The following is a 13,860-nucleotide window of genomic DNA, read 5'->3' as shown; positions in this document are numbered from 1 at the left end:
ATTTAATTAAATTATACCATAATAATTCTATGCTAAAAACTACTGGTATGCTATTCTACCAGTAGTTTTTAATATTACTTTTTCATTATAAGTTCTTTTGCCTTTAATATAGAGGAAGCACTCATGGAGAATTCATCTAATCCGTATTCTACTAAAGTTTCAACGGCATTTTCATCTCCAGCCATTTCTCCACACATTCCACATATTTTTCCCTGTTTATGTGCAGCCTCTATGGTCATCTTTATAAGTTTCAAAACTGCTGGATGCATTGGATTGTAGAGATAAGCTACTTTTTCATTCATCCTATCTGCCGCTAAAGTATATTGTATTAAATCATTAGTTCCAATACTGAAAAAGTCCACATACTTTGCAAGTTCATCTGAATTTACTGCCGCTGCAGGTATTTCTACCATTATTCCTGTTTGTAAATCCTTATTAAAACTCTTTCCCTCTTTAGTAAGTTCATCCATACACTCTTTTAATATTTCCTTGGCCTTTAGAACTTCTTCCAAAGAACTTATCATTGGAAACATTATTCTTAAATTTCCAAAAACAGATGCTCTCAAAAGAGCTCTTAGCTGGACTTTAAATATATCCGTTCTGTCCAGACAAAGCCTTATGGCCCTATACCCTAAGAAAGGATTCATTTCCTCTGGTACAGGTAAATAGGAAAGCTTTTTATCTCCTCCTATATCTAATGTTCTTATAATTACAGGTCTTTTACCCATTTTCTCCACTACAGTTTTATAAGCATTAAATTGCTCCTCTTCTCCAGGCATACTGTCCCTATCCATATATAAAAATTCGGTTCTAAAAAGTCCTATGCCCTCGCCGCCATTTTTTAGCACCTGATCTACATCCTCTGGCTTACCTATGTTTCCAAAAACCTCTACTTTCTTTCCATATTTTGTGAATACTTCTACATCTATTAAAGCTTTAAGTTTTTCTTTTTCTTTTTTATAATTTTCTTTTTTTATCTTATAAGTATCTAAAGTATCTTTATCTGGGTTTATTATAACTTCACCCTCTACTCCATCTACTATAATAATATCTCCATCTTTGACTAAATCTGTTATATCGTTTAAGCCAACTACTGCTGGTATTTCAAGGGTTCTAGCCATAATTGCACTGTGAGAAGTTCTTCCTCCAATGTCTGTAACAAAGGCTATTACTTTACTCTTATCCAGCTGTGCTGTATCTGAAGGAGTTAAGTCATGAGCTACAACTACCGTATTATTTTCCATGTCAATTATGGAAGAGTTGTTACCTGTAAGGTTTGCAAGTATTCTACTACCTACATCTTTTATATCTGCTCCACGTTCTCTCATATACTCGTCTTCCATAGCCTGAAAGGTTTTCATATATAAATCTACTATATCATAAAGTGCACTCTCTGCATTCACATGATCATTTTCTATCTTTACTGTTACTGCACCTGCAAATTCTACATCATCTAAAAGCATGATATGACTTTCAAATACTTCCGCCTTATCTTTGCCTACCTCTTTTTCAGCCTTTGCTTTAATTTTTTCCAATTGACTTTTTGATAATTCAAGGGCTTTTTGAAATCTTTCCTTTTCTTGTATCACATCATCTATATGCCTTTTCTCTATATTTATTTTAGTTTTCCTTTTTACAACTACCTTTCCTATTGCATAACCTTTAGAAGCCGATATACCTTTTTTCATTTATTTTCCTCCTAAAATTGTGTATTTATACAAAGTTGTATATAAATCTATGTTAATCTTGATTTAAACATTTATTTTTATACATAATTATACCTCATATTTAAAAATTTTTAAATATATGTACTATAAATTTACTGCCGCTGCAGGTATTTCTACCATTATTCCTGTTTGTAAATCCTTATTAAAACTCTTTCCCTCTTTAGTAAGTTCATCCATACACTCTTTTAATATTTCCTTGGCCTTTAGAACTTCTTCCAAAGAACTTATCATTGGAAACATTATTCTTAAATTTCCAAAAACAGATGCTCTCAAAAGAGCTCTTAGCTGGACTTTAAATATATCCGTTCTGTCCAGACAAAGCCTTATGGCCCTATACCCTAAGAAAGGATTCATTTCCTCTGGTACAGGTAAATAGGAAAGCTTTTTATCTCCTCCTATATCTAATGTTCTTATAATTACAGGTCTTTTACCCATTTTCTCCACTACAGTTTTATAAGCATTAAATTGCTCCTCTTCTCCAGGCATACTGTCCCTATCCATATATAAAAATTCGGTTCTAAAAAGTCCTATGCCCTCGCCGCCATTTTTTAGCACCTGATCTACATCCTCTGGCTTACCTATGTTTCCAAAAACCTCTACTTTCTTTCCATATTTTGTGAATACTTCTACATCTATTAAAGCTTTAAGTTTTTCTTTTTCTTTTTTATAATTTTCTTTTTTTATCTTATAAGTATCTAAAGTATCTTTATCTGGGTTTATTATAACTTCACCCTCTACTCCATCTACTATAATAATATCTCCATCTTTGACTAAATCTGTTATATCGTTTAAGCCAACTACTGCTGGTATTTCAAGGGTTCTAGCCATAATTGCACTGTGAGAAGTTCTTCCTCCAATGTCTGTAACAAAGGCTATTACTTTACTCTTATCCAGCTGTGCTGTATCTGAAGGAGTTAAGTCATGAGCTACAACTACCGTATTATTTTCCATGTCAATTATGGAAGAGTTGTTACCTGTAAGGTTTGCAAGTATTCTACTACCTACATCTTTTATATCTGCTCCACGTTCTCTCATATACTCGTCTTCCATAGCCTGAAAGGTTTTCATATATAAATCTACTATATCATAAAGTGCACTCTCTGCATTCACATGATCATTTTCTATCTTTACTGTTACTGCACCTGCAAATTCTACATCATCTAAAAGCATGATATGACTTTCAAATACTTCCGCCTTATCTTTGCCTACCTCTTTTTCAGCCTTTGCTTTAATTTTTTCCAATTGACTTTTTGATAATTCAAGGGCTTTTTGAAATCTTTCCTTTTCTTGTATCACATCATCTATATGCCTTTTCTCTATATTTATTTTAGTTTTCCTTTTTACAACTACCTTTCCTATTGCATAACCTTTAGAAGCCGATATACCTTTTTTCATTTATTTTCCTCCTAAAATTGTGTATTTATACAAAGTTGTATATAAATCTATGTTAATCTTGATTTAAACATTTATTTTTATACATAATTATACCTCATATTTAAAAATTTTTAAATATATGTACTATAAATTAACCATTTTAATACAAAATATTACAATTTGGAAAATAGCTGTCTAAGTTATGCATAAATAGTATCTATCTAATTAAATCTTGAAATTGACTTGAATCTTTTACAGGATCAAAATCCTTCTCTTCTCTAGCAATAGACTTAATATCTGGTGACATATCTACGGCTATTTTTAAAAATTTAACTGTATTTTCAACATCTCCCCGTCTGCCATATATGCTAGCCTTTCCATAATAACTCCAAATATACTTTTCTATCTCCAAATCTTTATCATACCAATTAAGTGCATCATCGTATTTGCCATAAAGTTCATAAGCCAGAGCTTTATTGAACCTGGCGTATCCAAAATTAGAGTTGATTTCAAGTGCTTTATCTATATTTTTCATACCTTCTTCATAATTATTACTGTAACATAATGCTATACCCTTTATATTATAGGCTTTATAAAATTCCTTATCCTCATTTATAATTTCATCTGCTTTGGCAATAGCATCAGAGTACTTTTTATTGCTAAAAAAATTTTGTGCTTCATCATATTTTTTCTCTTCATCTTTTTTCCCATCTGCAGGTTTTATAACTGAATTTTCTGTTATATTATTAGATTTTTGTATAACGTTTTCATTTTTTTTATTCACATAGATGTCTTTTCCTATAAAGGCTATGGAAATGATACAAAGAACACAAAATATTATCACTTTAGTCTTTAAAGAAAACTTTCCGAATAATCTGGAACCCATTCTTTTTCTATTTTTAAGAGCCATCTACTTCTCCCCCTAAAAAAGCTTATGAAGCCTATTCTCTATAATGTCTCTTCCTCTATCAGAATTTAAAAATTTCCAGGTAGATTGTGGAACAATTTTCTCTATTACATCCATTCTACCTGCACATAAAAGCTCCCTTACCTTAGAAGCACTTATATATTCTCCATTATACTTTTCTCTTTCAATTTCTACAACCTCTACATTATAGGTAGGCATAATTTTTTTCAAGGCTTCATTGTAAGTGCTAGTAACCTCACAATAAGGTTCCTTTCCTACAAATCTTTTTTTTATATTAAACCTCTTACAAATATACTTCCCAAATATGCCGCTGTCTATTTCTTCATAAGCCTGTAATCTTTCATCTGCTTTTTTTATGAAATAGTTGGGGAATGTAGCCTCAGATATAATATATTCTCCTGCTGGAATTACTTTAACATTTTTTAAATCTTGTGTTCCTGTTTTTACCATAGTATATCTATCAGAAAATGGGAAGTCAGATCTATCCTCCTCCACCAAAAACAATAAAACCTGATTACAGTTTTTAGCAGCTTCCTCTATCAAATACCTGTGTCCTTTTGTAAAAGGATTGCAATTCATCACTAAAGCAGTACTTTCTATACTATTGTCTATAGAATATTTTTTACCTATACTATCTAAAAATTTATTTATATTATATATACCATATTCTAAAAGGGCAGCTTTTTCTGCCCTATATAAAAGTTTAAAATTTAAAGAAGTAAATACATTGATTCTATCTGGTTTTGTAAATATAAAATTATGAAATATTCCCTCATTAAAACTCTTGTCAATTAAATGGGATATAAGTGATGAAGTTAAGTTTTCCCCTCTCATGTCTTCTGACACTGCAAAACATTTGAATATGTTTCCTGCCTTGGAGCAAGTTGCCTTTATATTTCTATTATTGTCTCTAAGTGCTACAGTGTAGTCTACATCTTCGTCCAGCGTCAAATTAAACTTTTGTAAAAAGCAAATTACCTCATCTTTTTCCTGCTCCGAACTCAAATCTATACTTTCAAGGGATAAATCGTACATAACCTCATCCTTCCTTCCCATCTTTTTATAAAATTAAGATATAACTTTTCTAACTACATCAATTACAGTTCCATCTCTATACTCAACTACTGCTACTATTTCATCAGAAGTTTTTATATCTTCTGGTTTTCCTGTCATCTTCTCAGCTGTTTCCTTTAATTCTTCTATAGTCATAACTGGCAAATTAGCTTTCTCTAATTTTTCTATTAAATCTTCTCTTTTTGGATTTACTGCTATTCCTCTATCTGTTACGACCACATCTATACTTTCTCCTGGTGTGGTTACTGTAGTTACCTTGTCCTTTATTATTGGCAGTCTGCCCTTTATAAGATTTGTAACAACTATGGCAAGCTTTGCTCCTGCTGCAGTATCGCTGTGCCCACCTGAGCCTCCCATTATCATACCATCTGATCCTGTTGTTACATTTACATTAAAATCTGTATCTATTTCTGTAGCTCCTAATATCATCACATCTAGATTATTTACTACTGATCCTCTGTTATGTGGATTGCCATACATAGAACCTGACATTGTCTGATGTTTTGGATTGTCTCTATAAGATTCCACTGCTTTTAAGTCAAAACACTGTACATCAAAAATGTTTCTAAACAGTCCTTCTTGAAGCATATCAACTATATATCCTGTTATTCCTCCTGCTGCAAAACTGCCTGTAACTTCTTTTTTCTTCATTATATCTTTTAATTCCATAGCTACTGCAAGAGAAGTTCCTCCTGCTCCTGTCTGAAAAGACATTCCTTCTTTTACAAGCCCTGATGCTTCTATTACCTTTGAAGCCATCTTTGCTATTTTAAGTCCTACAGGATCTTTTGTTATCCTGGTAGTTCCTGATACTATTCCTTCAGGGTTTCCTATGGAATCCATTTTTACTACATAATCTACATATTCCTGACTTATTTCTATTGGACATGCAGGATAAGGTACTAAGTTATCTGTAACTGCCACAACTGTATCTGCATACTGGGCATCTGCTATTGCATATCCGAGAGATCCACAAGCAGATTTACCATACACTCCATTTACATTTCCATAAGTATCTGCTGTAGGGGCACCAATAAATGCCACATCTATATGAAGATCACCACTTTCAATTGCCCTTGGTCTTCCACCATGGGTCATCATGATTGAAGGTTTCTTTGAATATCCCTTTGATATTGCTTCTGCTACTGGTCCTGATATATAATCCGCTATAATCTGGGTAACTACTCCATTTTTCATATGCTCTACCAGCGGCTCATGTATTGGAAATATACTACTTGCTGCTACAGTTATATCCTTTATTCCTCTTTTGGCAAGTGCATATATTACATTGTTAAGTACAAAATCTCCATTTCTCAAATGGTGGTGAAATGATACAGTCATTCCATCTTTTAATTCTATCTTATCTAGTACTTCATCTATACTATTTAATACCTTATTTTCTCCAGGTTTTACACTTTTTATTTTTACTCCTGCTTTTTCCCTTATTCCATAGTTTGCAAAGGCACCTTCAAAAGGCTTTACCTTTCCATAACCTTCTATGTAATCAGGAACTTCTCTTCCGACTGAATTTCTCACTGTAATCCCTCATTTCTACTTATTATTCTTAATTTATCCAATCAGATAAACAGAATTCTTGGCATCAAATAAATCCAAGTAATTTTGCTAGTTCTACAGTAGTTACTGCCCTGCTTATTACTGGAGCATCTACCATTTTCCCATCTAATGAAAATACCCCAAGTCCTTTTTGTTGTGCTTCATCTCTTGCTTTTAGTACTCTAACAGCATGGTCTATTTCTTCTTTTGCAGGTGCAAATACTTCATGTATGCTGTCAATTTGTCTTGGATTTATAGCTGCCTTTCCTGTAAATCCTAACTTTTTCGCTGTTGTTGTATCTTTTTTCAATCCTTCATAATCATTTGTATCTGTAAATGGTGTGTCTATAGCATCTACCCTAGCTGCCCTACAAGCTGTAGAAACCCTATTTCTTGCATAGAATATTTCCTGACCTTCCTTTGTTCTCTTTATTCCAAAGTCAGAAGTCAAATCTTCTGCTCCTAACAGTACAGCTGCCACTCTTTTTGATGAGTTTATTATGTTATATACGTTTTCAAGTCCATAGGCAGTTTCAACTATAGGTATTAACTTTATTGAACCTTTTTCAAATGATTCTTCTTCCTCTATGCCAGTTAATATTTTATCTATTTCCTCTAATTGTTTCTCTGTTGCCTTTGGAATCATTAATGAATCAGGTTTAACTCTAGCTATAGTGTCTATATCCTTTGGTCCATATTCTGTATCCAAAGGATTTACCCTGACTACAAGTTCTACCTTAGAATAATCTATATTACAAATAGCTTCTTTTACAAGTAATCTTGCACTATCTTTTTCTGTAAGACTTACTGCATCTTCCAAATCAAGTATGACAGAATCTGCTCCAAGTATAGGTGCATTTTGAAGCATACCTGGATTGTTTCCCGGCATAAAAAGCATTGTTCTTCTCAATTTTTTCATTACAATCACCTCTCTATAATGCTCTTCTCAAAGCTGTTTCAACTCTTGCTTTAATAGTATAGTCCAGTGCTCCCTTATCCTGAGCTTTTATCACCGCACTTTTTACTCCCAGCTCATTTACTTTATCTAATATGGTCTTTTTTATTTGTTTCCCAAATTGTTTCATAACTACACTCTCAAGTTCAAGTTCTATACCATCCTTGTCATTTGGCATTACCATGATGAGTATATCATTTGACTCAAGAGTACCTGCCTTTGCTGGTTTATTTATTTTCATAAAATGTTACCTCCTTAAAATATGGATTATCCTGCATAATGGCAGCATAATCCACATCAATTGTTTGCTTCTAAAATCTATCAATGAATCTTACTTAGACTGGCCCACAGAGTCCAAGTACTCTTTTCGTCCTGATTCATATAAATTATTGCCCTCTGAATCTATTACTACAATTACAGGTAGGTCTTTTACTTCTAATTTTCTTATAGCTTCAGAATCCAAATCTTCATAAGCTACTACTTCTGCTTTCTTTATGGATTTTGCTACAAGTGCTGCAGCCCCGCCTATTGCTGCAAAGTAAACAGCCTTATTTTTCTTCATGGATTCTATAACTTCTTTTGAACGAAGGCCTTTTCCTATCATTCCCTTTAACCCTATATCAAGCAATCTTGGTGCAAATGGGTCCATTCTATAACTACTTGTTGGTCCTGCTGAACCTATTACATGCCCTGGTTTTGCAGGACTTGGTCCTGCGTAATATATTATTTCATCTTTTATATTTATAGGAAGGGATTTACCTTCATCTAATAACTCAACCAATCTCTTATGAGCAGCATCTCTAGCAGTATATATTGTCCCTGATATTAAAACACTATCCCCTGCTTTTAAAGTTTTAACCTTTTCTTCCGTTAACGGAGTAGTTATCTTTTTTTCCATATATATGCCGTTAAATAAAACGGCTTTTCAACTCCTCTCTGAATTTCAAACTAAAATTTAATATTACAACTCTATTTCCTTATGTCTTGTAACGTGGCAATTTATATTTACGGCTACAGGTAATCCTGCTATATGCGTAGGATAAGTTTCTATATTTACTGCAAGAGCTGTAGTCTTTCCTCCTAGCCCTTGAGGTCCTATACCAATAGAATTTATTTTGTCTAAAAGTTCATTTTCTAAATCTGAATAAAACTTGTTTTCATTTCTTTCAGATAATGGTCTTACAAGAGCTTTTTTTGCAAGATTTGCAGCCTTGTCAAAAGTTCCTCCTATACCCACTCCTACAACCATAGGAGGACATGGATTTGGTCCTGCGTCCTTTACTACCTTTATTACAAAATCTTTAACACCCTTAAGTCCATCTGCTGGTTTAAGCATTTTTATCTGGCTCATATTTTCTGATCCAAATCCCTTAGGCGCCACTTTTATGTTAAGTTTATCTCCTGGAACTATTTCATAATATATCACTGCAGGAGTATTATCCTTAGTATTAACTCTATTTATAGGATCGGAGACTACAGATTTTCTTAAATACCCTTCTACATATCCCTGGCCTACTCCCTTATTTATTGCGTCTTCTAAACTTCCTCCTACTATATGAACATCCTGGCCAATTGTTACAAATACACAAGCCATTCCTGTATCCTGACACATAGGCACATCTTCATTTTTAGATATATCTATATTTTCAAGTATTTTACCTAAAATGTCTTTTGCAGTAGGCCATTTTTCTTCCTCTTCACATTCTTTTATCTTTTTCTTAACATCCTCCGAAAGATAATAATTGGCATCTATACAGAGATTTCTAACAGCTTTTGTTATAGTGGATACATCTACTTCTCTCATAATTTAACACCATTCTCCTTAATTGTATTTTTAATGTATAACAAGCTCATTATATAAGGTTTCAAAGCGAAAAATCAACTCGTTTTACGTATACTAATTTTTAATTACTAAAATACATCTAAAAATTAATAAAATATATTTTAGATCCAATAAAGTATATATGAAAAGGCAGTTTAAAAAACCGCCTTTTCATATATTTTCTATTTTCATATATTTTCTATTTTCTTCTATTTACTAATGCAACTACTCTATTCATTTCATTATTAACTATCATATATCCTTCATCTACACCCATACCTGGTTTTGCAATAACTTGTTTTGCACCGCAGGCCATTCCTATGTTGGTTGTAACTTCTGCGGATCTGTTTGTTTCATTACAAGTTCCTCCACAATAAGCTCCCATACCATGATCTTTACAATACATGATGGCATCAGCTATATTGTTAACTCCACCTAAATCTGGAGTTTTTATTTGAACCATATGACCTGCTTTATTGTCTGTAAAGAATTTAACATCATCTACTGTATTACACCATTCATCTGCTACTAATTCTACATCTATTTTTCTTCTATCTATTTCTGCTGTTAAATCCCTCAGAGCTTCCATCTGTTTTTGTCTATCTTCTACATCCATTGGTCCTTCAATTCTCAAATGAAATGGTTTTGCTGTTTCTGCAAGTGAAGCTATATAATCAGCCATAGCTTTTGTATTATATTTAAAGGCTATACCTATAGTTCCGTATACATCAATGTGGAATATTGGGTTGTAATCTTCAGAAGTTCTAAGCTCTATTACTCTATTTCTAAGCCACTTAACATATTCTAAAAGTTTTTCTCCATGCATTCCAAGCTTTTCTTCTACATTGTTTATAAGGGCATGTGGCATAACATCTGCACCTTTTATTATCATCTTATCTACGTTATCATATCTGTCATCGCCGGATTGTGTAAATATTGGGACTCTCTTTATTTCACCCTTTGGATTATATTCATCTCTTATAACTTCTGCCATTGTTATTTTTTTTGATTTTGCTACAGCATCTAATATAGCTTGTGTTATACCATATCTTATAGCTGTATGAAGTCTCTTACCATTTACCTTCATACTATCAAATTCTTCTGCTAGTGACTTAAACTCATCTAATTCTCTTCCTATTAGTTTTGGAGCTATTTCCTTTTCTATAACTGGTATAAAATCTTTAGCTAAAAATAATGGGTCTCTTCCACCTGCACCTGAATATTGAACAGCAGCACAATCACCATAAGCTACCTGTCCATCTTCTAGTACTAGCATTACAGATATAGCTTCTCCTGCCTGTCTAACTTTAGCAAATCCATCTGTTACAGGTTCGCCTACATAAGTAAATCCATTATGTTTAGCTCCTTTTTTTATAGCTCTCTGATCATCAAAATAAAATCCTGTTTTTCCTTCTGAGCAAATTACATCAACTATTTTCATTTTAAGTCCTCCTTGAAAATTAAACTGTTTTTTTAATTATTTTTCTTTTGGTCTTCCTATAAGCACTCCCTGTCCAACTGCAAATATATCATCTATAGTCATTTGAAAGCTTACTTCTCTATTTTCAAATTTTCCTCTTTCCTGTAACTTTCTCTGATTAAAGTCTTTTAATTCCTGATTAAAAGGAACATTTCCAAAGTGCAAATATCTAACTGCTCCTGTATTATCTCTTGCTGGCATCATCTTGCCTGCATTATATTTACTTGGTGCAAACGGTACATCTATAACTCCAGTTTCAAATGCCTTTACTGTTCCTACAGCTAAATCTCCCTTTCCAAGTTCAAATACCTTATCCAATATGCATTTTACTTCTGCTTTAATTACTGATATTTCATCTTCCAGATCTTTTGACATAGGAAGTCTTTGTCCACTTAACATATTTAAAGCCATTTTTGTAGCTTTTATTCCTGCTGCATTAGCTTCTTTAGTAGGGATTCCTATAGCTTCATGAGGTGTCTTAACTATAACTTTTGTTGCTCCTGCAAGGGCTGCTGTAGCTGCTCCTGTAGATATAACTCCAAAAGCTTTTGCTTCATCTGCAGGGAATCCTCCCATCCACTGATGAAATACTGTAGTTATATAAACATCATTGTATCCATACTTTTTCAAATATTCATCTATCTGCTGTTCTAATGCTTTCATAGCTGCTACATCCTGAATTAAATTACCACACTCGCCATATCCTACAGTTATATTTTTAACACCCTGTTCTGCTGCAAGTAACCCCTCTATTATAGCTACTGCATTTGAAGTACTTGGTGGTACTAATGTTCCTGTAAGCGGTCCAAACGGTTCCCTATTTATAGATACTCCATTTTCTTCATAAAACCCAACTAATCTATCGCAATACTGCCAATCTACAAGTGACTTAGCTATTGAAACATTCTTTGCATAAGGCACATTATAGGATATACATCCTCCTTCATTTGAAGTAAATCCACCTGCATGAATTATTTCTGCTAAAAGTCTTGAATCTGGAGTACCATGTCTAGCCTGTACTGGTAAATCCAATGCTTCTACTACTTGCCTACATCCCTTAACTCCATGATTTACTCCTGGGAATCCATTTAAAAGTGACCTTCCCTGAGCTTTACTTTCTTTTATACCTACTTCACATTCATCATATCTATTTTGTCTCGTATAACTATCTATAGTTGTTGGAAGGAGATCAGCTCCTCCTTCATCTTGTAAATGTTTTAATAATTTAATATGATCATCTATAAGTGCAACTCCAGCTCTTGGTTGGGCTAAAGTAATTCCCTGTTCTTTTGCCTTTATTAACTTTTTAGAGAAGCTTTTATGCTCAGGTAATTTCTTTAAATAATCTACTGCTTCCTTAAGATCAACTTCCTTACCTGTTGGCCATTGACTTAAAACTTCTTCTCTAACTTTAAAAAATTGTTCTTCTGACCATTTTTTATTTTTAAGTTCCATATCTTTACCCCCTTATATTTTCTATTTTGTTATACAACATATCTTTTTAGTGTTAACTAAATATTTTTTCATTATTCTAACTGCTATATCCGGATACTCTTCTGAAAGCAGTCCCATAGCAGATAATATATAACTTCTATCTATTAAATACTCTGGATTCTTTGGTTTCAAATGCATAGGATCTTCTGTCGTAAAAATTCCTGCTTTCAATATTTCTTCAGGATTCTCACTGTGAACCAATACTCCACCTGTTCCTATGAGATATTTAGTATTCAAAAGGTCTTTTCCTATCTGAGAATACACAACTCCACAAGGGGTATACACACTAGTTAAAACTCCAACGTGTCTTTCCATAGCCATTTCTGTAGCTACCTTTGCCATTGCTTCATCAAATTTTATATCCCTTTCATTATCAGGAATCATTTTTATATTTTCACTTCTATATTTACAGCCAGCCTCTATATCTATGCTTTTATCATCTAAATATTTGAGTACCCTTTTAGTACTGGCAGCTTCCCACAAGGACACTGCGGAATATCTCATTCCCAAGTCTCCTTCTACAGTTCTCTTTGCAAAAGGCTCCTGTAATCCTCTTAAAGTTACTGCTGGTTTTGTAGGTTCTCCGTCAGCCAAAGAGTGTACATCCGTAGTAGCTCCACCTATATCTACTACTACTAAATCACCTATGCCCTCTTCTTTATCACTTCCAAGACTCAAAGTTCTGGCAGCTTTTAATACAGCAGCTGGTGTAGGCATAAAGATACCATTTATATATTTTTCAGCATTTTTCATACCTTTAGCTTCAACTATTTTTTCCATGAATATTTTTCTTATTTCTTCTCTGGCTGGTTCAACATTCAAAGTATTTAGCTTAGGCATCACATTTTCAGCTACTTTATAAAACATTCCTGCATCTTCTAATATTTTTGATATTTCATCTTCTGCTACTTTATTTCCTGCTACAACTATTGGAATATCCATTCCACTTTTAGCTAGCAATTTAGCATTGCCAATTATACACTCTTTATTTCCTCCATCTGTTCCACCGGCTAAAAGTATCATGTCTGGCTTTGAATTTTTTATCTCTTCCATCTCTTTTGAACTCAAATCATAACTATAAACATGCATAACTCTTGCTCCAGCACCAAGTGCTGCCCTTTTAGCAGCTTCAGCAGTAAGCTCTGGTACAAGTCCTATAGCAACCATTTTTAGTCCACCTGCAGCAGACGAACATGCTAGTTTCTTTACAAAATCAACTTTTTTATCTTTTAATTTACTTTGTAATTCTGTATAGGCCCTATTAAAACCTATCATTATGTCATCTTCCACTGTAGTTATAGCTTTAGCTGTACCCAAAATCACTTCGTTTTCTATATCTACAGCTGTCAGCTTTGTATAGGTACTTCCAAAATCTATAAGCAAATATCCTTTCATAATTAACCACCTCTGTTCTCATAAAGAGGATTCAATAATTAGATTATTTTTATATTA

Annotated in this window: 11 protein-coding genes and 1 pseudogene; all 12 read right to left on the bottom strand. The window is 33.2% G+C overall.

The window, feature by feature from the left end:
* Positions 1-74 precede the first annotated feature (74 nt).
* On the bottom strand, positions 75-1,688 hold the full coding sequence (gene ptsP / locus WY13_RS00365) for a phosphoenolpyruvate--protein phosphotransferase (protein ID WP_063553738.1): 1,614 nt from the start codon (positions 1,686-1,688) through the stop codon (positions 75-77).
* Between the two features lie 132 nt (positions 1,689-1,820).
* A pseudogene (ptsP, locus tag WY13_RS00360) lies at positions 1,821-3,122 on the bottom strand (phosphoenolpyruvate--protein phosphotransferase); the annotation flags it as partial.
* Positions 3,123-3,318: 196 nt separating this feature from the next.
* Positions 3,319-4,011: a tetratricopeptide repeat protein gene (locus WY13_RS00355; RefSeq protein ID WP_063553737.1), complete on the bottom strand. Its 693-nt coding sequence runs from the start codon at positions 4,009-4,011 to the stop codon at positions 3,319-3,321.
* Positions 4,012-4,023: 12 nt separating this feature from the next.
* Positions 4,024-5,064, bottom strand: coding sequence for a [citrate (pro-3S)-lyase] ligase (gene citC / locus WY13_RS00350; RefSeq protein ID WP_063553736.1), 1,041 nt, complete (start codon positions 5,062-5,064; stop codon positions 4,024-4,026).
* Between the two features lie 33 nt (positions 5,065-5,097).
* On the bottom strand, positions 5,098-6,639 hold the full coding sequence (gene citF, locus WY13_RS00345; protein WP_063553735.1) for a citrate lyase subunit alpha: 1,542 nt from the start codon (positions 6,637-6,639) through the stop codon (positions 5,098-5,100).
* A 64-nt stretch (positions 6,640-6,703) separates the two neighbouring features.
* The gene (locus tag WY13_RS00340) at positions 6,704-7,576 is read right to left on the bottom strand and encodes an HpcH/HpaI aldolase/citrate lyase family protein (RefSeq protein WP_063553734.1); all 873 of its coding nucleotides are present in this window, start codon (positions 7,574-7,576) and stop codon (positions 6,704-6,706) included.
* Between the two features lie 13 nt (positions 7,577-7,589).
* On the bottom strand, positions 7,590-7,853 hold the full coding sequence (citD, locus tag WY13_RS00335) for a citrate lyase acyl carrier protein (RefSeq protein ID WP_013240647.1): 264 nt from the start codon (positions 7,851-7,853) through the stop codon (positions 7,590-7,592).
* A gap of 90 nt (positions 7,854-7,943) precedes the next feature.
* On the bottom strand, positions 7,944-8,510 hold the full coding sequence (locus WY13_RS00330) for a Fe-S-containing hydro-lyase (protein WP_063553733.1): 567 nt from the start codon (positions 8,508-8,510) through the stop codon (positions 7,944-7,946).
* A gap of 63 nt (positions 8,511-8,573) precedes the next feature.
* The gene (locus tag WY13_RS00325) at positions 8,574-9,416 is read right to left on the bottom strand and encodes a fumarate hydratase (protein WP_063553732.1); all 843 of its coding nucleotides are present in this window, start codon (positions 9,414-9,416) and stop codon (positions 8,574-8,576) included.
* Between the two features lie 217 nt (positions 9,417-9,633).
* On the bottom strand, positions 9,634-10,875 hold the full coding sequence (locus WY13_RS00320) for a methylaspartate ammonia-lyase (RefSeq protein ID WP_063553731.1): 1,242 nt from the start codon (positions 10,873-10,875) through the stop codon (positions 9,634-9,636).
* A 36-nt stretch (positions 10,876-10,911) separates the two neighbouring features.
* Positions 10,912-12,369 (bottom strand): methylaspartate mutase subunit E, encoded by a 1,458-nt coding sequence (locus WY13_RS00315; protein ID WP_063553730.1) that lies wholly within the window; start codon positions 12,367-12,369, stop codon positions 10,912-10,914.
* 21 nt (positions 12,370-12,390) lie between these two features.
* Entirely contained in the window at positions 12,391-13,803 is a 1,413-nt protein-coding gene (glmL, locus tag WY13_RS00310) for a methylaspartate mutase accessory protein GlmL (protein WP_063553729.1), read from the bottom strand.
* Positions 13,804-13,860: the final 57 nt, after the last annotated feature.

The organism is Clostridium ljungdahlii (assembly GCF_001636845.1).
Lineage (GTDB): Bacteria > Bacillota > Clostridia > Clostridiales > Clostridiaceae > Clostridium_B > Clostridium_B ljungdahlii_A.
Note: the sequence above shows the minus strand (reverse complement) of the source record. Positions and strands in the feature narration are given on the sequence as shown.

Coding starts and splice junctions, on each gene's coding strand:
- glmL (WP_063553729.1), bottom strand. CDS start 13,803: ATGAAAGGATATTTGCTTATAGATTTTGGAAGTACCTATACAAAGCTG.
- ptsP (WP_063553738.1), bottom strand. CDS start 1,688: ATGAAAAAAGGTATATCGGCTTCTAAAGGTTATGCAATAGGAAAGGTA.
- WY13_RS00320 (WP_063553731.1), bottom strand. CDS start 10,875: ATGAAAATAGTTGATGTAATTTGCTCAGAAGGAAAAACAGGATTTTAT.
- citC (WP_063553736.1), bottom strand. CDS start 5,064: ATGTACGATTTATCCCTTGAAAGTATAGATTTGAGTTCGGAGCAGGAA.
- WY13_RS00315 (WP_063553730.1), bottom strand. CDS start 12,369: ATGGAACTTAAAAATAAAAAATGGTCAGAAGAACAATTTTTTAAAGTT.
- WY13_RS00355 (WP_063553737.1), bottom strand. CDS start 4,011: ATGGCTCTTAAAAATAGAAAAAGAATGGGTTCCAGATTATTCGGAAAG.
- WY13_RS00325 (WP_063553732.1), bottom strand. CDS start 9,416: ATGAGAGAAGTAGATGTATCCACTATAACAAAAGCTGTTAGAAATCTC.
- citD (WP_013240647.1), bottom strand. CDS start 7,853: ATGAAAATAAATAAACCAGCAAAGGCAGGTACTCTTGAGTCAAATGAT.
- WY13_RS00330 (WP_063553733.1), bottom strand. CDS start 8,510: ATGGAAAAAAAGATAACTACTCCGTTAACGGAAGAAAAGGTTAAAACT.
- WY13_RS00340 (WP_063553734.1), bottom strand. CDS start 7,576: ATGAAAAAATTGAGAAGAACAATGCTTTTTATGCCGGGAAACAATCCA.